This is a genomic window from Pseudomonas sp. ABC1 (assembly GCF_013395055.1).
Classification (GTDB): domain Bacteria; phylum Pseudomonadota; class Gammaproteobacteria; order Pseudomonadales; family Pseudomonadaceae; genus Stutzerimonas.
Genome location: NZ_CP058349.1, coordinates 1,384,249 through 1,406,743 on the forward strand (window position 1 = coordinate 1,384,249; position 22,495 = coordinate 1,406,743).

Genomic DNA, 22,495 nt, shown 5'->3' on the forward strand with positions numbered 1-22,495 from the left:
CCTGTCCATGAACCTCAAGACCCTTTTCAGTGTGACTGTCACACTGGTGATCCTGGCCATCGCCGTCTTTGCCAGCCGGACCCTCTGGACCCACTACATGGATTCGCCCTGGACGCGCGACGGACGGGTGCGCGCCGATGTCATCAACGTGGCCGCCGATGTCTCCGGGCTGGTGGTCGAAGTCCCGGTACGCGACAACCAGGCCGTGAAGAAAGGCGACCTGCTGATGCGCATCGACCCGAGTCACTACCAGATCGCCGTCGAGCAGGCCGAAGCGCTGGTGGCCGCGCGCAAGGCAACCCTGGACATGCGCCGCGCCAACGCCCGGCGTCGGGCGGCAATGGACCAGCGCGTGGTCTCGCGGGAGAGCCTGGATGACTCCGGCAACACCGCCATAGCCGCCGACGCCGACTATCGCCAGGCCCAAGCGGCCCTGGCAGCGGCACGTCTGAACCTCGAGCGCACCCAGGTGCTGGCCCCGGCGGATGGGCATGTCACCAACCTCAACGTCCATGCCGGCGATTACGCACGGGCCGGCGAGGCACGGCTGGCGGTAGTCGACCAGGGCTCGTACTGGGTCTATGGCTATTTCGAGGAAACCAAGCTGCCCCACCTGCACGTAGGCGACAGGGCGGTGGTCGAGCTGATGAGTGGCCAAGTGATCGAAGGACGCGTCGACAGCATCGCCCGCGCCATCTACGACCGTGACAACCCGCAGAGCCGCGAGCTGACCGCCGACGTCAACCCGACCTTCAACTGGGTCCGGCTGGCCCAGCGTATCCCGGTGCGTATCGAACTCGACCCGCTGCCCGAAGGTGTCGTGCTTTCAGCCGGCATGACCGGCACGGTGATCGTCGGGCCTTGAGCCGGCTCCAGGCGCGCTTTTCGGAGAATAAAAAAAAAGGCGACCGAAGTCGCCTAAATGCCTTGCGTGCCCCTGATCGGGCGGGATTTATCACTTTTTCTTCTGAGAATCCCGCCAGATGAAATAACCGAAACCAAACAGGAAGACGACCATCATTCCGACAGTGACGACCCCAGCGAGTACCACATTATCGAGAAACATGATCGACCTCCGTCCAAATGTCCCTGAATCCGATGTGGAGAAATTAACCCGGAATGGCAGAAAAAAATTGACCCAGGTCAATGCCCAGGAAAGCCCCGGACGGCGCTGCCGGGGCGACTGATCCAGGTCAAGAAAAGCAGGGATATGGGGCGAAACGGTCGCGACAGTCCGTCGCAAGGACGCGCCAGACCGGCGATAAGCGGAGAACAGCTCTACAGGCGGGGCTTTGGATCTGCATACCTGGGTCCCCGCCTGCGCGGGGACGACGGTGGTGGGCGGCCGATGGTGTTCCAACCTGTCGATAAACGCTCCCTGTCCCCCGTCACTCCCGCGAAGACGGGAATCCATGCGCCAGCCGCCATACCGCGCATCTGGGTCCCCGCCTTCGCGGGGACGACGGTGGTGTAGTTGCGAGGGTGTTCACAACCTGCCGGCAGACGCTCCCTGCTCCCCCGTCATTCCCGCGAAGGCGCACTACTGTCCGGCACTCCTTATGCAGGGAATAGCTGTCCCTGTCGTTGCTCGATTTCCTGTTTTTGCGCCTGTCGCCTTCGATAACGCTCAACCTCTATCTCCGGACGCTGTAGCAGTGTTGAGCGCACCTCCACCATGAACATCCACAGACTCTTCTTTTCACCTGTCACCATCCGGTGAAGGCTCAGCAGCAGGTAGCTGATCAGGGCGCAGAGAATCTGAATGCGTACCGCATTTTCGCTACGTCCCAGAAACTGCTTGATCTTCAAGTGCTGCTTGATCCATTTGAAGAACAATTCGATTCGCCAGCGACGGCGGTAAAGCTCAGCAATATCCGCCGCTGGGCTCTCTAGGTCGTTGGTCGCCAGGATCAGCGGACGATCATGCTCAGGGCGGTGGACGACGATTCGGCGTAAAGGTTTTTCATAGTGATTGATGCGTTTCCCGCCAGGATGTCGGTGCGCAAACCTGACGTACTCATCCTGCAAAATCACGCCTTGTTCTCCGCTGGCAATCTCACGCGAGGAAAGAACCTTGAGCCCCGCGTTGTACTTGAACCGTGTCACGAAGCGAGCCTTGTTCTCCTCCAGGCGGGCCCACCAGTTGTAATCGCAATAGCCCTTGTCGAATACATAGGTGGCGTAAGGCTCAATCTCCAGGCACTTGCCAACTTCAATATCGTTGACATTGGCGGCGCTGAAGCGGCAATCCACAGGGACTGCGCAGTGGTTGGCGTACTGCACATGGACTTTGACCCCCTGAGTTCGGCGTGTTCGATCCGATAACGTCCAGTCGTCAAAGCCTGAGCCCTTCAAGGTGATGGAGGTCGAGTCCAATAGGTACAGCAGCTCTTTTGTGTCCCTGCGTTGTTGCCGACTGGTGCACGCCATCAGGTACTGCGCCGCTTGGGCGAAAACCTCTGGACAGCGTCTCCCATTGGCTTCGGCCAGTGTTGAACGCCTGATCGCAGACGTTCCCAAGTGATAGTGGTGATTGGGCTGGCTATTGAAGCTGGACTCGAGCTCACGCAGGCTGCCGGCCCCAGACAGGTGGGCGTATAGCATCGCAACTAGGTGATCCCAGCTTGTAAAGCGTCGGCTGTGACTGTCCGCGTCTTGCTGAACGACAGCGCGATCAAATACACCACGTGGGAGGGCTTTGAGTAGATCGTGGAACCGGCTTATTCTGAACACCTTGTGAAACCTGCGAGATTGAGTTGGCGCTCTACGGTTTAAGCCGTACTCCCAGGTTTCACAAGCCTTTCAACATCGACCGCAAAATTCGTACCGGACAGCAGTGCGCGAAGGCGGGAATCCATGCGGTGGCCGCAACACCGCGCTCCTGGGTCCCCCGCATGCGGGCGCCACCGGCCTTGCCAGCGCCCACCAGACAGATCGAAAGAATGGCTTTCAGCGCTTCTTCGGTTTGCTCTTGCTGCGCTTCTTGGTCTTGCCCAGGGGCAGGGCTTTCTCGAAGGCGCGGCGCATTTCATCCAGGCGCTGGTCATTCAGGTCATGGATGCGCCTGGCACGCTCGGCGCTGAAATCGATCAGTTTTTCATCATTGCTCATGCGGGCACGCTCGGTCTCTCTTGCGGGTCTTCTCTTCAGACTTCTATATCCACCCATACGCCCTGACGCGGCAGCTCATCGGCATCGCCGGGCTGCTCGGGGGCTGGCTCCTCTTCTTCCTCGTCAGCCACCCTCTCACGGGCGCGGCGCTGGCGCCTCTGCTGCTCTTCACGCAGCAGCTCTCCCGCCTCATAGGGATTACGCTGATCGAGGCCGACGTTGCTCTCCGAAGAGCTCGGCTGCGCAGGCACGACCGGCGGAATGTCCGGGCGCGGCTTGGGTATGTCCTGCTGGGCGGTGACCTGGATCACCCCGGACGGAATAGGAGGCAGCATATCGATCTCCTGGGCGGCAACGGGACGACATGCCCGTAATAATCATTGGAGTCATCGGGCAAGCGCGGGTTTCAGCCTGGCTACAGTGGCATATTTCATCGCCCTGTGGGCAGTGTTCCGTTACCATAAGCGGCTTTTTTCACTGCGGGAGGCAGCATGGCGCAGCAGTATCTACCAGGACAACGCTGGATCAGCGATAGCGAAGCGGAACTGGGATTGGGGACCGTCCTGACACAGGACGGACGCATGCTCACCATGCTCTACCCGGCGACGGGCGAAACGCGACAATACGCGACCCGCAGCGCGCCACTGACCCGCGTGCGCTTCGTGCCTGGCGATGAAGTGACCCACTTCGAAGGCTGGAAAATGACAGTCCGCGAGGTCGACGACATCGACGGCCTGCTGATCTACCACGGCCTGGACACCCAGAACGAAGCCCGTACCCTGCCCGAGACGCAACTCTCCAACTTCATCCAGTTCCGCCTGGCCAGCGACCGCCTGTTCGCCGGGCAGATCGACCCGCTGAGCTGGTTCAGCCTGCGCTACCACACCCTGCAGCACCTGAGTGCCCAGTCGCAATCGACGCTGACCGGCCTCGCCGGCGCCCGTGCGCAACCCATCGCCCACCAGTTGCACATCGCCCGCGAAGTCGCGGACCGCATCGCCCCGCGCGTCTTGCTGGCCGACGAAGTGGGCCTCGGCAAGACCATCGAGGCCGGCCTGGTGATCCATCGCCAGTTGCTCAGCGGCCGGGTTGGCCGGGTGCTGATCCTGGTACCGGAAAACCTGCAGCACCAATGGCTGGTGGAAATGCGCCGGCGCTTCAACCTGGAAGTGGCCCTGTTCGACTCAGAGCGCTTCCTGCAGAGCGATGCCAGCAACCCCTTCGAAGACACACAACTGGCGCTGGTCGCGCTGGAATGGCTGCAGGACGACGAGCAGGCACAGGATGCGCTGTTCGCCGCAGGCTGGGACCTGCTGGTAGTAGACGAGGCCCATCACCTGGTCTGGCACCCCGAAGGCGCCAGCCCGCAGTACCAACTGGTCGAGCAACTGGCCCAGGTCACCCCTGGCGTGCTGCTGCTCACCGCCACGCCGGAACAACTGGGCCTGGACAGCCACTTCGCCCGCCTGCGCCTGCTGGACCCGAACCGCTTCCATGACCTGGAAGCCTTCCGCGCCGAAAGCGCCCATTACCAACCCGTGGCTGAGGCGGTGCAGGAACTGCTCGACCAGGGCCGCCTGAGCGACCAGGCACGGCAGACCATCCTCGACTTCCTCGGCGATGAAGGGCGCAGCCTGCTCGACGCAGTCAACCAGGGCGATGCCGAGGCCGCTCCGCGCCTGGTGCGCGAGCTGCTGGACCGCCACGGCACCGGCCGCCTGCTGTTCCGCAACACCCGTGCCGCCGTGCAAGGCTTCCCGGAGCGCCAGCTGCACCCTTACCCACTGCCCTTCCCCGAGCAATACGCGGCGCAAGCGGACAGCGAACGAGCGGAGCTGTACCCGGAAGTCGCCTTCCAGAGCCAGCAGGGCGAAGCCGAAACGCGCTGGTGGAACTTCGACCCACGGGTCGAGTGGCTGATCGACACGCTCAAGAGCCTGAAGAAACACAAGGTGCTGGTGATCTGCGCCCACGCCGAGACCGCCCTGGACCTGGAAGATGCCCTGCGCGTGCGCTCCGGCATCCCGGCCACGGTCTTCCACGAAGGCATGAGCATCCTCGAACGCGACCGCGCCGCCGCCTACTTCGCCGACGAAGAGTTTGGCGCCCAGGTGCTGATCTGCTCGGAAATCGGCAGCGAGGGGCGCAACTTCCAGTTCGCCCATCACCTGGCCCTGTTCGACCTGCCGGCCCACCCGGACCTGCTGGAGCAGCGGATCGGCCGCCTGGACCGGATCGGCCAGCGCCACACCATCCAGTTGCACGTGCCTTATCTGGAGAGCAGCCCGCATGAGCGACTGTTCCTCTGGTACCACCAGGCCCTGAACGCCTTCATCAACACCTGCCCGACCGGCAACGCCCTGCAACATCGCTTCGGCCCGCAACTGCTGGCCCTGCTCGATGATGCCGAGGCAGCCCCCTTCCAGGCCTTGCTGGAGGAGGCCCGTGGCGAGCGCGAGCGCCTGGAGGCCGAGCTGCATAACGGTCGCGACCGTCTGCTGGAACTGAACTCCGCGGGCGGCGAGAAAGGCGCGGCCCTGGTCGAAGCCATCGAAGAGCAGGACGACCAGTACAGCCTGCCCATCTACATGGAGAGCCTGTTCGACGCCTTCGGCATCGACAGTGAGGACCACTCCGAGAACGCCCTGATCCTGCGCCCCAGCGAGAAGATGCTGGATGCCAGCTTCCCGCTGGGCGACGACGAGGCCGTGACCATCACCTACGACCGCGCCCAGGCGCTGTCGCGCGAAGACATGCAGTTCATCACCTGGGAACACCCGATGGTGCTGGGCGGCATGGACCTGGTGGTATCGGGCTCGATGGGCAACACCGCGGTGGCGCTGCTCAAGAACAAGGCCCTCAAGCCGGGGACCGTGCTGCTGGAGCTGCTGTTCGTCAGTGAAGTGGTCGCACCGCGTGCCCTGCAACTGGCGCGCTTCCTGCCACCGCTGGCGATTCGCTGCCTGCTCGATGCCAATGGCAACGACCTCGCGCCCAAGGTCGCCTTCGACACCATCAACGACCAGTTGGAAAGTGTCCCCCGCGCCAGCGCCAACAAATTCATCCAGGCACAGCGCGACATCCTGGCGCGTCAGATCGCCGTTGCCGAAGGCAAGGTCGCGCCCAGCCACGCCAAGCGCGTCAGCGAAGCACAGCATCGCCTGACGGCCGACCTGGATGAAGAACTGGCACGCCTGATCGCCCTCAAGGCGGTCAACCCGAGCGTACGCGACAGTGAAATCGACGCCCTGCGCAAGCAGCGCGAAGACGGCCTGGCCATGCTGGAAAAAGCCGCGCTGCGCCTGGAGGCGATCCGCGTACTGGTCGCCGGCTGAAGCACTGCCCATCCCTTGCGCACATAAGGTCCAGGCCTTATCGTGCGCACGCTTCAAATCCCTGCAGGTGTGCCCCCTGGGCATTAAACGGGAAGCCGGTGAGCCCCTTGGCAAGGCCGGCGCTGCCCCCGCAACGGTAATCGATCACGACTGACCCTCGGCACCCGCTCATGCGCCACTGCACCCCGGTGTGGGAAGGCGAGCGGATGGATCGAAAGCCCGGAGACCGGCCTGCATGGAACCCACTGGTGTTGCGGAGGGCAGCACCATCAGGCTCCGGCGCGTCCGGGCGCCTGCTCCTGCCCTCCTCAAAAGCATTACGCTCTTTTGAGGATTTACCCGATGAAACTGTCCCGTCTTGCCCTGGCCATCAGCCTGCTGCCCCTCGCAGCGCACGCCGTTGCCGAGGATGATCCACTTGAACTCGCCCCCACGGTCATCACCCGCGCGACCGACCTGAAGAACCCGGCCCCGGCCAGCGTTGCCGTGATCACACGGGAACAGATCGAATCCAGCGCCAGCAACAACCTGCTCGACCTGCTGCGCACCCAGGCCGGCCTGCAGATCCGCGACACCATGGGCGATGGCAACCGTGCCATGCCCAGCCTGCGCGGCTTTGGCGAAAATGCACCGAACAACACCCTGGTGGTGGTCGATGGCCGCCGCCTGAACCAGCCCAGCCTGGCCGGTCCCGATCTCAACAGCGTGCCCCTGGCCAATATCGAGCGCATCGAGATCATCCGAGGCGCCGGCACCGTGCTCTATGGCGACCAGGCCGTGGGCGGGGTGATCAATATCATCACCCGCACGCCGCAGCACAATGAGGCCTATCTGGAGGCCAGTCGCGGCAGCCATGACCTGGAAGCCTATCGCGGGCATGTCAGCCAGCAACTGGGGGCAGGCTTCTCGCTGTATGCCAGTGGCGAGACGCGCAACACCGACAACTACCGCGACCATAACAACGGCAACTACAGCAATGCCTTCGGCCGCCTGCGCTATGACCATGCCAGCGGCCATGCGCTCTACGAATACCAAACCGTCGACGACGAGCTGCTCTACCCCAACGCCATGTCCCGTGCGCAACGCAGCCTCGACCGCAAGTTCAGCAACTCGCAGGCCTGGTTCGACAGCAAGACGCAGGTGCACCGCTTCGCCCTCGAACAGCGCCTGGGCGATATCTGGGGCCTGAACTTCGACTACAGCGAGAGCGACCAGGATGGTGTTGGCAGTTGGGGGCCAGGCTCCGACTACACCCAGGACACCCGCACCAAAACCTTCAGCCCACGCCTGACCGGCCGCTTCGACAATCGCCTGGGCCAGGCCGAGTGGCTGCTGGGCCACGACCATGTCACCAGCGACTACGAGAACCGTGCCTCCTGGAGCGCCACCCTGACCCGCCAGACCCTGCGTGACTGGTACACACAGTTCAGCCAGACGTTCAATGACGAACTGACTGCCACCCTCGGCTACCGCGCCAGTGAAGTCGACGACGACAACCACGGCCTAAACCGCAAGCACCGGGACCGTGAGGGCAGCACCAGCATCGGCCTGAGCTGGCAGATCGACCCGAACCTGCGCACCTTCATCAAGCGTGAAGACGTGCTGCGCTGGGCGAATGTCGACGAGAACGCCTTCACCGCGCCCGAGGTGGTATTCCTCAAGCCGCAGACTGGCGACTCCTGGGAAACCGGCATCGAATGGAAGGACCAGCGCCAGCGCTACCAGGCCACGCTGTATCGCCTGGCCCTGGACAACGAGCTGATGTACGACCCCTTCGCCAACGGCCCCTACGGCCCCGGCTCGGGCGCCAATATCAACCTCGACAAGACCCTGCGCAAAGGCCTCCTGCTGGAAGGCGAGCGCCAGTTGAGCGACGCCCTCAGCGTCGGCGCCCAATATAGCTTCACCGACGCCGAGTACCGGGCTGGCACCTTCCAGGGACAGCAGGTGCCCTGGGTCTCTCGCCACAGCGCCAGTGCCCATGTCGCCTATCAGCTCCTGCCCGGACTCAAGGGCTACCTGGAGACGGTCTACACCGGCAAGCGCTACTACTCCGGGGATGACGCCAACACGCAAGGCCAGGCAGGCAGCTACACCCTGTTCAACGCAGCCCTGCGCTACGACTATCGCCAGTTCAATACGCGCCTGCGCCTGAACAACCTCACCGGCAAGCGTTACGACGGCTTCGCCAGCAAGACCAGTCGCTATCCGGCGGCGGAAGAAGACATCCAGCTCAGCGTCGGCTACCGCTTCTGACAAGAGCCCGTGGGGTGCGCCCAGCGCATCGGGAATCGCACCCGACGCCCTCCACTCTTCGCCCCTCGCCCACTCATGGGAGAGGGGCGGAGAGATGGCCTGTACCCTGTCAGACCCAACCCTGCCCCTTCAACTCACTCTTCAGATAGGCATAGTAGACCGGCGCCGCCACCAGCCCCGCCAGGCCGAATGCCGCCTCGAACACCAGCATCGCCAGCAGCAGTTCCCAGGACTTGGCCTTGATCTGGGCGCCAACGATCCGCGCGTTGAGGAAATACTCGACCTTGTGGATCAACACCAGATACCCCAGGGCCACCAGGGCGATCCAGATGGACAAGGACAGGCCAACGACGAAGATCACCGTATTGGAAATCAGGTTACCCACCACGGGCAGCAGGCCCGCGACGAAGGTCACCAGGATCAGTGTCTTGACCAGCGGAAAGTGCACACCGAACAACGGCAGCACGACCACCAGGAAGACTGCGGTGAACAGCGTGTTGAGCAGCGAAATCTTCACCTGGGCGAAGACAATGTTGCGAAAGGCCATGACGAACAGCCCCACCCGCTCCAGCAGCGCCCCGGCCAGCGGCCTCAGGCTCTCGGGCGCCGGCATGCGCTGCAAGGCGATGACGGCCCCCAGCACCATGCCGATCAACACCGTCACGAACAGGTGCACCGCGCCGCGCCCCAGCAATTGCAGCTCGCTGATATGCCCGCGCAGCCAGTCGTAGAGCGTCTGGCGGATATCATCGACATTGGCCGGGAGATAGGCCACCAGCGAATCGGGCAATTGTGCCCTGGCGCGGTCGATCAGCCCCATCAGCTTGCCCAGCAACTGCCCCGGGTTGCTCACCTCATGCAGGATGAAGGAAAACGCACCGGCGAATATCAGGCCGAGGCCGAGAATGACCACCACGCTCAAGAGCCCCACCGCCAGCACACGCCCAAGATGCCCGGCGAACATATGTTGCAGCAGCGGCGTCAGGCTGTTGATCAGCGCATGTACCAGCAGCCCCGCCATCAGCGCAGGCAGCAACTTGAACGGCAATACCAGCAGCAACGCGACACCGATGATCGCTGCACTGGCAATCTGAAACGCGGAAAATGGCTTCATGGGACCTGCCAAAGAAAAGTGGACTTCACAAGGTCCGCCCGAAAAGCCTCGAACAAAGACAACTGCGTCGAAAATGGTGGGAAAGCACTGCCTTATCCACAGCAAACAGGCATTTCCGCCCGACTCTCGACACGATCTTCTCTCGACACATTCCGCACGGAACCTAACGCATCACATCACACAACTGCTCGATAGCCCCCAGCATCTGGAAGCTCGGCCGCTCCAATCCCTTGTCCGGCACCTGCAACAGACGCCCCTCACGCACCGCCGACAACCGCGGCCAGGCCGTCCATACCTCCAACTGGGCACCACTGCCCGCCAGGATCACCTCGGGATCGCGCGCCAGCACGGCCTCCATGTTCACCTGTGGGGCGGGCAATTGCAGATCGTCGAATATATTGCGACCACCGCACACGGCAATGGCTTCACTGATAATCTGCCGGCCGCCCACGGTATACAGCGGCTTGTCCCATATCTGGTAGAACACCCGCAACGGACGCTCCCGCGCATGCCGCTGGCGCAATGCCGCAATACCCTCTCGCAGACGCTTGCCGAGGTTGGCGCCATTGTCTGCCACACCCAGGCGTGTACCGATCAACTCGATCTCCTGTGCCAGACGCTCAAGGGTGGTGGGCTGCGCGATCAGGATCTCCACCCCGAACTGCTTCAACTGACGCAATTGCGTGCGGGAAACGCTATCGGGCCAGAGTAGAACCAGCGTTGGCTTGAGCGCCAGCAGCGTTTCCAGCTCCAGTTGCCCGATATGCCCGACCGACGCCACATGGGCCAACCCAGCCGGCCGCTCGCCGCCATCGAGCATCCCCACCAGTTGCTCGGCAGCGCCCAATTCCACCACGATCTCTGACAAGGAAGGTGCCAGGCTGATGACACGCTCGGCAGCCTGTACAAGCCCTGGCAAGCAGAGCACGAGCAACAGCCAGAAGCGGCGCATCAACCCAATTGCCTGGGCAGGCGGTAAAGCAGCAAGAGCACGAGGCTGGCGGCCACCAGCAGATAGCTGGCAATCGGCTCCAGCCCGAACAAGGCACCCACGGCGCCCAGCCATGCAGGCAAAGCCGCCACCAGCAATGCGCGGCGCCGGACACTGGCGAGCCGCGCCCAGGCTTCGGCTTCACGCGCCTGCCCCAACGCGCGCTCCATATCGATCAGCGCATGCTTGTACTCGGTAAAGCGCGGCAGGCTGAGAAAGAGAACGCCCAGCCCAAGCAGGAAAAAGACCAGGCCATAGCCCGCATCATGGTGCGGCAGACGATCGACCAGCAGTAGCGGCGCGACCATCAGCAGCCCGCCAATCCAGCCCTCGGCCCGCAAGCGCGAACGCATCAGTCTTCCCTGGCTTCGCTCTGGTGCAACTCACCCAGCATGTGCCCGAGCTTGCCGGCCTTGGTCAGCAGGTAGTTCTGGTTGTGAGGATTCCGCCCGACCTGCAAAGGCCGACGCTCGGCGATGCGAATGCCAAAACCTTCCAGCGCCTTGACCTTGCGCGGGTTGTTGGTCATCAGCCGGATGGACGCAATGCCGAGGTGTTCTAGCATCGGCAAACAGATAGCGTAGTCACGCATATCCGCCGCAAAGCCGAGACGCTCGTTGGCCTCGACGGTATCGGCCCCGGCATCCTGCAATTCATAGGCGCGGATCTTGTTCAACAGACCAATACCGCGCCCCTCCTGCCGCAGGTAAAGCAGCACACCGCGCCCCTCTTCGGCGATGGCACGCAAGGCGGCCTCCAACTGGAAACCGCAATCGCAACGCAGGCTGAACAGCGCATCCCCGGTCAGGCACTCGGAATGCAGCCGCCCCAGCACAGGAACCCCATCGTCTACCTGCCCGAGGGTCAGCGCGACATGCTCCTTACCCGTGTCCTGGTCGAGAAATCCGTGCATGGTGAAAACGCCGAACGGCGTCGGCAGTAACGAAGCAGCGACGAATACGACAGACACCGGAGATACTCCTGAGAGGCAAGAAGGCGCATAGGCAGGGGGCGCATTGTACACGACCAACCCCGACCGCAACGCCGGATATCCCCTCCCGTACATAGGCGCTTTCGCCATAAACATATAGCTGCAAGCCACCTGAAGCGAGGGCCTTTGGAATACCTACCGGCCAGAAAGCAAAAGCCCCCGAAACTCTGCGAGCTTCAGGGGCTTTTGCTATATGTGATGGCGGAGAGATAGGGATTTGAACCCGTTTTAGCTGGTGCCCGTTGCTGCCCATCGCTGCCAAAATCCAGCAAAATAGGGGTTTCCGCCTCATTCCTTCTGCCCATTGCGGCACTCTATCGCCCGGTGATTTCGACACTTTTTCGATACTCAGCTAGACAGCATTAGGGGCTCCGGGTAGCGTCTAGCCATCACAACGCCCTGGATCGTCTGAAATCTGGATGCTTTGCGTGTCGTTTTTCCTTCTGCCCAAATCGCTTCCCTCATTTTGATCTTTATTAAAATCAAGGGCTTAGCGAAATTCTAGGCAGGTTATCAGACGCCAGCGGGTATTTTATGCGACAGCAATGTCGCCTAATTAATAGTTATACCCATACAGCGATTAGCCTCTTGGCACGCCTAAATGATTGAGAAAAATTTAAAGAAATTTACCGCAGCAGTGTTTATCCTAACACTTATATTTCTGAAGCTTATAATCGGCCCTGTCACATGCAATAGTGGCTGGAAGTCATCATCTATTGGGCGTCAAGGCGCTTGCTCACATCACGGTGGGGTGGCCGGCTGGAAAGGTTCTTTGCCAATATTGCTAAGCGGAGCCGCAGCGTTTTGGTTCTATGTCACGTTTAGCCCAAAAGGCACTTCATCTAATGTAGCTACTAGAATCCATCAAGCTCCCGCTGAATCAAATAATTCCCAACCAATAACATCACCAATTCCGAGAACACCCAGAACACCCAGAACACATAAAGATCAAAAAAAATGTCCAAAGTGTAACGCCCCCATGTCTTTAAGAACGGCAAAGAAAGGTAAAAACCCGGGCAGTAAGTTTTGGGGGTGCAAAAAATACCCACGATGCAAAGGCACTAGACCATATGTGCCGGAATAACGGGTATAACAACTGGTTCAAATCGTTCGCTTCGCTCAGTGGGACGGGCTAAAGCCCACCCCTTAACCAAACATTATATTTCAAGGAAAAATCGTGGGAAACATTCAAGTTGACATATCGCCACCAGCATATTGGCAAGACTTTGAGCTGCTCACACTAGACCTAGCAAAAACCAAGTGGACTGACGACTACGCCGAAAGAAACGGAAGACAAGGCCAGTCACAAGCTGGAGTTGATGTATACGGATACAATTATTCATCAAACGAGCATACTGGAATACAGTGCAAGCAAAGAAAAGTAAAACAAAAAGCCTTAAGCGTTACGCCTGCCAATACACTTAAAGCTGAAGAAGTTGATTCAGAAATAGAATCAGCTAAAAAATTCAATCCAACCTTAGACAGATTTGTAATTGCAACCACAGGCCCTAGGGATGTCGACTTACAAGAGTATGTAAGGATAATAAATGAAGGAAATCTTCCGTTTAAGGTTTCTATCATGTTCTGGGACGACTATGTTGAATTCCTGAATAATCATCCGAAGCTATTGTACAGATATTACGAAGACGTACTTAAATTTCGAAGCACCTATAATGAGCTAGAGCATTTTTTACTTTTGCTTTCGATGGCGTTCGATAGACCGGCATTAAGAACCCCGTTCCATCTAGAAAGCAGAGCGACAGACTTCATATCTGCTATATCCGCGACACAGAATGCCGTTTCAACTGGCAGACTCATGGACAGAGACAACAGAATAATTGATCAGTGCAGGCTTCCAAAGCCGAAGCCAAAAGAACTGAAAAAAATATCCAGACTACTACAAAAAGCCAGAGACCTAGCTTCTGACTCTTTATCTAAAGGCTTGATTCGAGAGCACCCTACGGTTATTGAAATACTAGATCACAGCATTGTGTGTCAGCTCAACAGCCTCAGACATGAAGCGATTGACTTGCTAAATAAACTATTAAAAGAAAACAACCTAGAGCCAGTCGAGTTCGGTGGTTTTTGAAATATAAAAACCGGTTCAAAATCGTTCGCTTCGCGCACTGGGACGGGCTAAAGCCCGCTCCTTAACCAAACGTTAGCCTCTATAATTAAGTCCAACTTGTGAACTGCAATTACGCCGTTCAATACTGCTTTCTTTGTGCGGCCAGCACGCTCTATCTTTCATACTTGGTGTTTGCTCAATGATCGTCACCTGCACCTTCTCTGCCAGTTTTTCCTGCTCTACTGGCTGGTAGCTCTCACGTAGGCTGAGCACGTTGTCAGCCCCTCTCGGGGTGTAGTTTTGATCATTGAAGACGGTCTGTTTTAGAGCGGGGCTGTCTGAGCCAGTGGGTTGCTCAGGTTGCTGCTGAGACATTGCGTCTCGCCTTGCCTGCTGATCTACGATCCGACCCCAGTCCTTGCTAGGCGCTGGTTCTGATCGGGTAATCTCGGCAACCGGTTTGGGTTTTGGTTGCTGATTGTTTGCAGCCAGGTTCTTTATGGTGTTCTGCATTAAGGCTTGGCCGCCCAGTGTGAGCGCGCCAAGGGTGATGACCATTCCTATCATCCCGACTACTACTGCCCCCATGCTGCGTTTGCGCGGTTGGCTGGTTAGCCATTCCGGGGCGTCATCCCTGTCAGCCTTCATCCTTGAATCTCCTTTCCTTACGGGCGTACCAGCGCCTAGCTACTTCCTGGGTAATCGCTATCCCGCGTTTTGATCGGTCAAGTTTCGGTTGGCCTCGTCGTATGCGGGGCTGGTCTGTCCACTCTCGGGGGCAACCTTCCCGCTCGCCAGCCATAGGGCATAAGACGGGTACAGAAGCGTCAGAGCTTCTACTTCCTGCGTGCTGATCCTGGTTCGTTTGTCATAGCGGACAGTCCTCCACCGCGTTCCGCTGATTTCGGTCTTTTTCACCAGCTCGTCTAGCCCTGCCTTATCGACAAGAGCTCTAACGCGGTCATCAATTGATTCCATAATGATCTAGTAATCTACGAATGTAATATACAAATAGCGCCCACCGTCGTTGTATATTACGACCGTAGGTTACGTAAGGCATCCGATGCGAGGCAGCCAAAACGTAGCGCAAACAAAGACCAACATAGTGCAACAAAGGCCACTGCGATGGAAGGAATCCCCCTGACGCTGAAAGACCTTGTGAACCCGCCGCCGATGATGCCGTGGCGTGAATTCGCAAACTGGATACGCATGAGCAATGACCACGATACGGTCCGTGGATGGATGCGCAACGGCTACATCCCCCACAAGAAGGTCGGTCGTCTGGTAATGGTCAACGTTGCTTTGCTCACTCAGAAACTGCTTGAGCAGGAGTGGGAAGAATGAAGAAGACAGACGAAAGCCTCGACCTATGCAGCGTGAAGACCTTTGCCGAGATAAGCGGCATCCCGGTCGAAGAGGTTGTGGAGTGGGTAGAGAACGGCACCATCCCCAGCGTGCGCTTCTCCGACTTCCGCATGGTCAACTTGGGCCAGCTCCGCGCCGACCTGCTCAGCGGCAAGAAGGAATTCAAAGAAGGGGATTACAGCCATGAATAGCCCCAATCCTATCTTGAATGCTTCGAATGCCATGGATTATGTCGGCCAGACTGTGTTGGTCGAACAGGTCTGGGATGATGTGCCGAAGCCTTTCTGGTCGTGCCTGCATATTGTCGGCGTGGTGCTGCCCATTAGCGGCGTGTATGAGAACTCTTACTTCATGACCCTGCGGCTGGGCGGTCTTGATAAGTATCCCAACGAACTGTTCTTCGCGTGCATTCGTACGATCAGGGTGATGCGGTACCGCGACCGGCATGGTTCCGGCAACGTACTGGGCCGCATAGCCCTTCCTAACTCTGTAGGGTCAAGGGCCGCGCTCCCGGCTCGTCGGAACGGTCACGTTCCGGCGAACGGAAGCACGGGCGCAGCGCACCCTTGACGCTACGCGATCATGAATAGCCTGCATGCGGGAGTGTGGGGTGGCTTCATCGCCCCACGCTCCCGAGCCCTCGGCGGCAAGAGTGGGATGACAAGGGCAAAGCCCTTGGTGTTGAACCACTCGCCACACCACTGCCCTCGATGTTCGCCGCTCCTCCCTGTGCGCCGTAGTCGCCTCTGGTTACTCCCTCCATCCCCTGAAACGCTGCCGCTCCTGCTGGCCCTCCTGTTCGCCCTGGGTATGTCCTTGTCCTGGGGTTCCCTAGTGGCCGGCGGTGGTGATCCAGGAAGCACCTCTCCCATCGGTTGGATGGATGGCGAAGACGGGAGCGGGCGCGGCGGTGGGTAGGTAGCGAGGGACGAGCGACTTGCGCGGCGGCGCGCCCGTGACGTCCCTGTAGCACGTCAGATAAATCCAAATCGAATTGGTAAGTAATGCCCAGTAATGGAGCCAGAAAATGACAGTTAAGAATTTTGTTCGTCTTGGACTCAACGGTGAAGACTGCGCTCAAGGCCGAATTTTCGTTGATCCGGGCACCGGTCGGATTGTCGATCTGTCGAAGGCGCGACTTCTGCGTTGCGGTGTGGACACCGTCCGCCAGTTGTACCGGGGAATGATCCAGCCGGGCATCATGTGCCTATTCGAGACGCCGGGGGCCATCGTTGAGTTTGCTGGCCAGCGTTGGCACTCGGGGCGAGTCAGTAAGGACTCTGGCTATCAGTACAAGCTGCAAAACGCCGATCTTGGTTTCGTCCTGCTCATCAAGAATTTCAATGCCAAAATCGAGAACATCGGGCCGCATCTGAAAATTGAGGTATCGCCTCATGCCATCGACGCATTTTCGCCTGAACGCCTGCAAGAGCGTCTGGACTACTACGCCAGCCATGTGCTGACCAACGTCGAGCGGAATCAGTGTGCTGTCCACCTTGCCCTTGACCTGCAGGGTTGGACGCCACCGTCTGATTTGGTCGCTCGCATGCACTGTCGTGCACGTTCAGCCCGCGATATTTCAGGTATCAAGGAGATCCAGTGGACGCTGGAGTCTGCTACATACGGTAAGGGGCAATCCTTCCTTTTCGGCTCGGCTGGCGGTGTACAGCTTGCCATCTACAACAAGACTGAGCAGGCCCGTGCTGTCGATAAGCTCGACTACTGGGAAACCGTCTGGAAGCGCCGTGATAGCTTCGATGAGGCAGACCCGGAGAACTACGACCCCGCACACGATGTATGGCGTATTGAGCTGCGTTACCACCACTCGGTCATCCAGCAATTTGCATCTGGCTCCTTTGATCTGCACACCGGCCAGACCATTGAGACGAACAGCTACTCGTCCTTTGCTCCGCACCTTGATGGCTTATGGCGTTACGGCCTGCGCCAGTTCAAGTTGTTGATCCGTCCCGGCTACTACGAACCTATCTGGACGCTGATTCGTGACGATGTGCGTGTCGATATTCCTGTGGACTCCTTGCTTGATGAAACTGAATACCGGCGCAGCTACAAGACATCCCGGGGGTTCTCAGGGAAGAACGTCGAGCTGTTCCTGGGAAACTTCATTAGCCTGCTGGCACGGGAGCGGGTGGGCGCAAAAAAGGCTTTCCACCGGCTAAAAGAATGGGAATGTTGGCCGGTCATTCGCGATCACTACGCCGCAAAAGATATGAGTGAGGGTGCGTTATACAAGCACATCAAGAACATCCTGGAAGAGCGGCATGTGAGGTGGGGTAGAGCCGTCTAATGGCCATCGTCCAACAGACTGACGGGCGCTGGAAGGTGGATGTTGAGCCTATCAAGGGCAAACGCTTCCGTAAGACGTTCAAGACCAAGGGTGAAGCCCAGCGCTTCGAGGCAACCTGCAGGGCCAAGGTCATCAACATACCCGAGTGGTCCCCTACTCCAAAGGATCGCCGCAAGCTCTCCCAACTCATTGATCGCTGGGCCACTCTGCACGCCCATACCCTGAGTGATGGTGAGGCCCGGCGCCGCTTGCTGGACGCCCTAGTCAAAGAGCTAGGTGATCCGGTGGCCATCAATATGACTGGCAACGAATATGCCGAGTATAGAACGCAAGCCATCAAAGCCGGTGCCAATCCAAAAACCCTCAACAACCGCCTGGGCTACCTGCGTTCGGTGTTCAACGTGCTGCATCAGTTAGGGGAAATCGACTACTCCAACCCGCTGGCACGTGTCCGCCCTCTCCGCCTGCAGGAAAAGGAATTGACCTACCTGGCTGACGACCAAATAGAGATCCTGTTCAGCACCATTCATAGCTATTGCCGGACGCCTCACGTCGCAATGATCGCAGCGATCTGCTTGGCCACAGGCGCCCGCTGGGGTGAAGCTCAGGCACTGACACCGGACAAGGTACGCAACCAGCTGGTTACGTTCATAAACACCAAAGGTAAGCGCGTTCGCTCGATCCCCATCGCCCTGGAACTAGAGCAACAGATACACCGGCACTTCAAGTTGCACGGCCAGTTCAGCAAATGCCTTAACAGCTTCGATAAGGCGCTGGCTGAGTCTCGCTTGCCTGTTCCTGATGGCCAGTCATCGCACGTACTGCGACATACCTTCGCAAGTCGATTCGTAATGAACGGCGGGAATATCCTGACGCTGCAGAAGGTCCTGGGCCATACCACTTTGGCCATGACCATGCGCTATACGCACTTGGCGCCGGATCACCTGCAGGATGCTGTAAAGCTTGGGCCTGTTACTGACTATCAGCACTTCCTGACGATAATCACCCCGACCAGATGAGTGCTTTCCTGTGCCATGAGCTTGGCTTAAGATACACACAACGTATATACATTGTATGTATAGCCAAATATACGAGGTGACTCACCATGGCCAAAGAAGCCGTTTTCAACCTGAAACTTGAACCCGAACTGCGCGAAGGATTTATGGCAGCCGCTCAAGCCGTTCATCTGCCGGCCTCCCAGGTAATGCGAGACCTCATGCGCGACTTCATCCGCCAGCAACGTCAAGCCAAGGAACATGATGAGTTTGTGCAACGCAAAGTCGCTGTTGCCAGAGCATCGGTAAAAGCCGGTCGTGGCCGATCCAATGACGATGTTGAAACTGAGTTTGCTGCTCGCCGTGCTAAGGCCCTGGGCCAAGAATGAAGGTCATCTGGACACCCGAAGCCCTGCAGGATCGTCTGGATATCTGGGAGTACATCGCAGCCGAAAACCTCCGCGCCGCTGTGCACATGGATGAGCTATTCAGCGCTGCGGCTGCCAGCCTAGCCGACTTTCCCGACAAGGGTAGATTGGGAGCGATCACCGGTACTCGCGAGCTGATCCCTCACGAGAACTACCGCCTTGTCTATCAGACTGAGCGTGATGCAGTCTGGATTCTCACTCTGGTGCACGTCGCCAGAATGTGGCCGCCGATCCAGAGCTAACTGCAATCTCAAGCCGCTTTCGACACTTCTTCGACACCTTGCATGTCGCAGATAGCAAAAGCCCCCGAAACTCTAGGAATTTCAGGGGCTTAAGCTTTAGATATGGCGGAGAGATAGGGATTTGAACCCTAGGAACAGTTGCCTGTTCAACGGATTTCGAATCCGTCCCGTTCGACCACTCCGGCATCTCTCCAGCGGCGCGCATGATAGCAGCTGGAACGTATTTGTCGAAGCCCGAAACGCTAGTTTTTTCATTATCTTCAAACGGATGGAGGACGTGTGGGCACGTCCTCCAAGTCCTGGCTGCTGGTTGACTTACTCGGCAGTCAGGCGCGTCAGTGCTTCACGGTATTTATCGGCGGTCTTCTGCGCGACGTCGGCCGGTACGGCGGGGGCAGGTGGCTGCTTGTTCCAGCCGGTGGATTCGAGCCAGTCGCGTACGAACTGTTTGTCGAAACTGGGCGGATTGCTGCCCTCACGGTAGCTGTCGGCGGGCCAGAAACGGCTGGAGTCCGGCGTCAGCGCCTCATCCATCAGGATCAGGGTGCCCTCTTCGTCCAGGCCGAATTCGAACTTGGTATCGGCGATGATGATGCCACGGGTCGCCGCATACTCGACGGCCGCACTGTAGAGAGCAATCGAAGTATCGCGCACCTTGGCGGCCAGTTCGGTGCCGATGATGGCTTCGCATTGTTCGTAGGAAATATTCTCGTCGTGATCGCCCACGGCAGCCTTGGTGGAAGGCGTGAAAATCGGCTGCGCCAGCTTGGCTGCTTCACGCAACCCCACAGGCAAGGGGATACCGCAGACGGTGCCCTTGCTCTGGTATTCCTTCCAGCCCGAACCGACGATATAGCCACGCACAATAGCCTCGACGGCCACCGGCTTCAGACGCTTGGCCACGACCGCACGCCCCTGGACAAGCGGCAACTCTTCGGCGCTGACCACATCCTCGACACGATCTCCGGTGAAGTGGTTGGGCACCAGCCCCTGCAACTTCTCGAACCAGAAGTTGGAAATCGACGTCAGGATCTTGCCCTTTTCCGGAATCGGCTCATCGAGGATCACGTCGAAGGCCGACAGACGATCACTGGCGACCATCAGCATGCGCTTGTCATCGATCTCGTAGAGGTCGCGGACTTTCCCGGAATAGATTTTCTTCAGACTCAGGCCGCTAGGCGTTGTCATGGCAGGTATCCAGAAGGTATTCGGAGGTTGGCCGAGGCAAAAAGCAGGGGCCCGCCAGGAAAGCCTGACGGGCCAGAGCCTCGATTACTGTCCCAGGCTCTCGTTGAGCTGGTTCAGGACGCGACGCGCAACATCGGCGGGCGCCTGGGTGTCGCTATTCTTCTCTACGGTGATCAGCACATCGCTGGCGATGCTGGTCAGGCGCACCTGGTAACGCTCGGCACGCGCCTCGATATCGTCCTTGCTGTCGCCGAAGCCGAAGAGGCGGGCGAAGAAGCCAGGCTTGTCCGCATCCTTGTCGGCACCCTCGGCCAGGTTGATGTAGTACAGGCCAAGCGTACGATCGAGGTCGTCGACACGGATGTCGCTGGCCTCCAGCGCACGACCGATACGCGACCAGGCACGGTCGAACGTGCTGTCCAGACGCAGCAGCGGGTTACCGCTGCCATCCGTCTCGAGTGCTACGCGGCTCGGCGCATCGAAGTCGCGCTCGGCCAGCAGGGAGACCGAGTCGCCTTGCTGGGCAGTACGCGACAGGCTGGCATGCAACTCGTCCAGCAATACGCGATCGACTTCCTTGTTGCTGGAGTTCTCTGGCCAGGCCACATCCGTCTCGCTGCCTTCAGGGCGCTGGACGCTGACCAGGAAGATCTCGCTGGTACTGCGCTGCACGCCTGGCTCGACACGAACACGGACACGGATTTCCTTGTCGTTTTCCAAGCCGAGGTTACGCGCCAGCGCCTGGTTCAGGCGTCCACCGCTACGCCAGTCAGTCACCAGCTCACCCGTCTGCGGTCGCTCGTCGGCGATGTCGAAGCCATTGTCCGTCAGGTACTGGCGCACGGATGCCCAGACCTGCGCAGGTGTGCGGATCGCGACCAGCCAGCGTGCATCTTCGGAGCTTTGCAGGCTGAAGTCGCTGCTCTCGGCAGCGAATGGCAGCTTCTGCGGCCGAGGCACCTCGAACTTGCCCGGATTGGCCGGCAGGTCGGCCACCCGACGCGGAATCGGCAGCAGAGGGTCCAGCCCTCGTACTTGAACACCTTCAGGCACCTGCATCACAGGCGTCTGGCTTGCCTCCAGGTAATCACTGCCGCGATCACGGAAATATCCGTCATCGCCCCACAACCAGCCGCACCCGCTGGTGCCGGTGATGATCAGTGCCAGGGTCGAGAATCCGGCCAGTCGCTTCATGGATGTTCCTTCGTAATTAAACCAGTACGCCGGACTGACGCAGAGCCTGGGCAACCTGCCCGTGATATTGCTCGCTCAGCCAGGTCAGCGGCAGGCGGATGCCTTCTTGCATCAGCCCCATTTCATGCAGCGCCCATTTGACCGGGATCGGGTTGGACTCGATGAAGAGTTTCTCGTGCAACGGCAGCAGGCGCTCGTTGATCGCCCGCATCCCGGCGGCGTCGCCTGCCAGTGCGGCACGGCACAGATCCGCCATGGCGCGCGGCGCTACGTTGGCGGTCACGGAGATATTGCCCTTGGCACCCAGCAGGATGAGTTCGCCTGCGGTGGCGTCGTCGCCGGAGAATACCAGGAAGTCCTTGCCGACACGGTCGAGCACTTCCTGACCACGCGTGAGATTTCCGGTGGCCTCTTTGACGCCGATGATATTCGGCACGGTCGACAGGCGCGCGATGGTGTCAGGCAGCATGTCGCATGCCGTACGACCCGGCACGTTGTAGAGAATCTGCGGAATCGCCACGGCCTCGGCGATGTGCTTGTGGTGCTGGTAGAGGCCTTCCTGGGTCGGCTTGTTGTAGTACGGCGTCACCAGCAGGCAGGCATCCGCCCCGGCGCGCTTGGCATTCGCGGTCAGCTCGACCGCCTCGCTCGTCGAGTTGGCGCCCGTACCGGCGATGACCGGAATACGGCCATTGACCTGGTCGACGACACGCCGGATCACTTCGATGTGCTCTGCCACGGACAACGTGGCCGACTCGCCCGTCGTGCCTACCGCAACGATTGCATTGGTGCCTTCCTGCAGATGGAAGTCCACCAACTTGCTCAGGCTGCTCCAATCAAGACCACCCGCTGGGTCCATTGGCGTGACCAATGCCACAATACTGCCCGAAATCATGCAATCGCTCCTGGCGG

Annotated in this window: 25 protein-coding genes, 1 tRNA gene and 1 riboswitch; of the genes, 12 read left to right on the forward strand and 14 right to left on the reverse strand. The window is 59.3% G+C overall.

The genetic code is table 11. The features are described from left to right. Positions 1–7: 7 nt before the first annotated feature. Positions 8–865, forward strand: coding sequence for an HlyD family secretion protein (locus tag HW090_RS06085; protein WP_179112641.1), 858 nt, complete (start codon positions 8–10; stop codon positions 863–865). A 90-nt stretch (positions 866–955) separates the two neighbouring features. On the opposite strand, the gene ccoM is transcribed toward HW090_RS06085, so the two are convergent. From ccoM to HW090_RS06100, 4 genes are all read right to left on the reverse strand, one after another. Then, on the reverse strand, positions 956–1,066 hold the full coding sequence (ccoM, locus tag HW090_RS17985) for a cytochrome c oxidase subunit CcoM (RefSeq protein ID WP_306299185.1): 111 nt from the start codon (positions 1,064–1,066) through the stop codon (positions 956–958). Between the two features lie 491 nt (positions 1,067–1,557). Next, positions 1,558–2,733 carry an IS4 family transposase gene (locus tag HW090_RS06090; RefSeq protein WP_179112642.1) on the reverse strand — a complete coding sequence of 392 codons (1,176 nt, stop codon included), beginning with the start codon at positions 2,731–2,733 and terminating at the stop codon, positions 1,558–1,560. Between the two features lie 216 nt (positions 2,734–2,949). Beyond that, entirely contained in the window at positions 2,950–3,111 is a 162-nt protein-coding gene (locus HW090_RS06095) for a hypothetical protein (RefSeq protein WP_179112643.1), read from the reverse strand. Positions 3,112–3,146: 35 nt separating this feature from the next. Further along, the gene (locus HW090_RS06100; protein ID WP_179112644.1) at positions 3,147–3,446 is read right to left on the reverse strand and encodes an aspartate-semialdehyde dehydrogenase; all 300 of its coding nucleotides are present in this window, start codon (positions 3,444–3,446) and stop codon (positions 3,147–3,149) included. A 156-nt stretch (positions 3,447–3,602) separates the two neighbouring features. On the opposite strand from HW090_RS06100, the gene rapA reads away from it, so the two are divergent. Together rapA and HW090_RS06110 are read left to right on the forward strand one after the other, a co-directional pair. Beyond that, on the forward strand, positions 3,603–6,446 hold the full coding sequence (gene rapA / locus HW090_RS06105; RefSeq protein WP_179112646.1) for an RNA polymerase-associated protein RapA: 2,844 nt from the start codon (positions 3,603–3,605) through the stop codon (positions 6,444–6,446). A 48-nt stretch (positions 6,447–6,494) separates the two neighbouring features. Beyond that, positions 6,495–6,696, forward strand: a riboswitch (cobalamin riboswitch). 92 nt (positions 6,697–6,788) lie between these two features. Continuing rightward, entirely contained in the window at positions 6,789–8,702 is a 1,914-nt protein-coding gene (locus HW090_RS06110; protein ID WP_179112648.1) for a TonB-dependent receptor, read from the forward strand. Positions 8,703–8,811: 109 nt separating this feature from the next. On the opposite strand, the gene HW090_RS06115 is transcribed toward HW090_RS06110, so the two are convergent. The 4 genes from HW090_RS06115 to ribA form a co-directional block, all read right to left on the reverse strand. Further along, positions 8,812–9,816: an AI-2E family transporter gene (locus tag HW090_RS06115; protein WP_179112650.1), complete on the reverse strand. Its 1,005-nt coding sequence runs from the start codon at positions 9,814–9,816 to the stop codon at positions 8,812–8,814. A gap of 163 nt (positions 9,817–9,979) precedes the next feature. Then, on the reverse strand, positions 9,980–10,768 hold the full coding sequence (locus HW090_RS06120) for a cobalamin-binding protein (protein ID WP_179112651.1): 789 nt from the start codon (positions 10,766–10,768) through the stop codon (positions 9,980–9,982). After that, the gene (locus HW090_RS06125) at positions 10,768–11,160 is read right to left on the reverse strand and encodes a hypothetical protein (protein WP_179112653.1); all 393 of its coding nucleotides are present in this window, start codon (positions 11,158–11,160) and stop codon (positions 10,768–10,770) included. Before HW090_RS06125 ends, HW090_RS06120 begins: the two co-directional genes overlap by 1 nt. Further along, positions 11,160–11,777: a GTP cyclohydrolase II gene (gene ribA, locus HW090_RS06130; RefSeq protein WP_179112654.1), complete on the reverse strand. Its 618-nt coding sequence runs from the start codon at positions 11,775–11,777 to the stop codon at positions 11,160–11,162. The genes HW090_RS06125 and ribA overlap by 1 nt, the downstream gene beginning before the upstream one ends. Positions 11,778–12,777: 1,000 nt before the next feature. On the opposite strand from ribA, the gene HW090_RS17855 reads away from it, so the two are divergent. After that, positions 12,778–12,882, forward strand: a complete 105-nt coding sequence (locus HW090_RS17855) for a hypothetical protein (protein ID WP_245890969.1) — start codon at positions 12,778–12,780, stop codon at positions 12,880–12,882. A 93-nt stretch (positions 12,883–12,975) separates the two neighbouring features. Beyond that, complete coding sequence (locus tag HW090_RS06140; protein WP_179112658.1) at positions 12,976–13,887, forward strand: hypothetical protein; 912 nt, start codon at positions 12,976–12,978, stop codon at positions 13,885–13,887. A 72-nt stretch (positions 13,888–13,959) separates the two neighbouring features. Here HW090_RS06140 and HW090_RS06145 read toward each other — a convergent pair whose 3' ends face one another. Then, on the reverse strand, positions 13,960–14,514 hold the full coding sequence (locus tag HW090_RS06145; RefSeq protein WP_179112659.1) for a hypothetical protein: 555 nt from the start codon (positions 14,512–14,514) through the stop codon (positions 13,960–13,962). A 57-nt stretch (positions 14,515–14,571) separates the two neighbouring features. Continuing rightward, complete coding sequence (locus tag HW090_RS17860; protein WP_256930755.1) at positions 14,572–14,844, reverse strand: hypothetical protein; 273 nt, start codon at positions 14,842–14,844, stop codon at positions 14,572–14,574. Positions 14,845–14,991: 147 nt separating this feature from the next. On the opposite strand from HW090_RS17860, the gene HW090_RS06150 reads away from it, so the two are divergent. The 7 genes from HW090_RS06150 to HW090_RS06180 all read left to right on the forward strand — a co-directional run bounded on the left by HW090_RS06150 (position 14,992) and on the right by HW090_RS06180 (position 19,201). Next, the gene (locus tag HW090_RS06150) at positions 14,992–15,210 is read left to right on the forward strand and encodes a DNA-binding protein (RefSeq protein WP_179112660.1); all 219 of its coding nucleotides are present in this window, start codon (positions 14,992–14,994) and stop codon (positions 15,208–15,210) included. Next, positions 15,207–15,422, forward strand: a complete 216-nt coding sequence (locus tag HW090_RS06155; protein ID WP_179112662.1) for a hypothetical protein — start codon at positions 15,207–15,209, stop codon at positions 15,420–15,422. The genes HW090_RS06150 and HW090_RS06155 overlap by 4 nt, the downstream gene beginning before the upstream one ends. After that, positions 15,415–15,801, forward strand: coding sequence for a hypothetical protein (locus tag HW090_RS06160; protein WP_179112663.1), 387 nt, complete (start codon positions 15,415–15,417; stop codon positions 15,799–15,801). Before HW090_RS06155 ends, HW090_RS06160 begins: the two co-directional genes overlap by 8 nt. A 457-nt stretch (positions 15,802–16,258) precedes the next feature. After that, entirely contained in the window at positions 16,259–17,536 is a 1,278-nt protein-coding gene (locus HW090_RS06165; protein WP_179112665.1) for a hypothetical protein, read from the forward strand. After that, positions 17,536–18,555 carry a tyrosine-type recombinase/integrase gene (locus tag HW090_RS06170; RefSeq protein ID WP_179112667.1) on the forward strand — a complete coding sequence of 340 codons (1,020 nt, stop codon included), beginning with the start codon at positions 17,536–17,538 and terminating at the stop codon, positions 18,553–18,555. The genes HW090_RS06165 and HW090_RS06170 overlap by 1 nt, the downstream gene beginning before the upstream one ends. 86 nt (positions 18,556–18,641) lie before the next feature. Then, positions 18,642–18,920: an antitoxin of toxin-antitoxin stability system gene (locus HW090_RS06175; RefSeq protein ID WP_179112668.1), complete on the forward strand. Its 279-nt coding sequence runs from the start codon at positions 18,642–18,644 to the stop codon at positions 18,918–18,920. Continuing rightward, positions 18,917–19,201: a type II toxin-antitoxin system RelE/ParE family toxin gene (locus HW090_RS06180; RefSeq protein WP_179112670.1), complete on the forward strand. Its 285-nt coding sequence runs from the start codon at positions 18,917–18,919 to the stop codon at positions 19,199–19,201. The genes HW090_RS06175 and HW090_RS06180 overlap by 4 nt, the downstream gene beginning before the upstream one ends. 103 nt (positions 19,202–19,304) lie before the next feature. On the opposite strand, the gene HW090_RS06185 is transcribed toward HW090_RS06180, so the two are convergent. From HW090_RS06185 to dapA, 4 genes are all read right to left on the reverse strand, one after another. Next, positions 19,305–19,394: transfer RNA gene (locus HW090_RS06185), tRNA-Ser, on the reverse strand. Positions 19,395–19,516: 122 nt separating this feature from the next. Further along, positions 19,517–20,389, reverse strand: coding sequence for a phosphoribosylaminoimidazolesuccinocarboxamide synthase (locus HW090_RS06190; protein ID WP_179112671.1), 873 nt, complete (start codon positions 20,387–20,389; stop codon positions 19,517–19,519). An 84-nt stretch (positions 20,390–20,473) separates the two neighbouring features. Further along, a complete protein-coding gene (bamC, locus tag HW090_RS06195; RefSeq protein WP_179112673.1) occupies positions 20,474–21,583 on the reverse strand; it encodes an outer membrane protein assembly factor BamC in 1,110 nt (369 codons plus the stop codon). A 16-nt stretch (positions 21,584–21,599) separates the two neighbouring features. Beyond that, on the reverse strand, positions 21,600–22,478 hold the full coding sequence (gene dapA / locus HW090_RS06200) for a 4-hydroxy-tetrahydrodipicolinate synthase (protein WP_179112675.1): 879 nt from the start codon (positions 22,476–22,478) through the stop codon (positions 21,600–21,602). Positions 22,479–22,495: the final 17 nt, after the last annotated feature.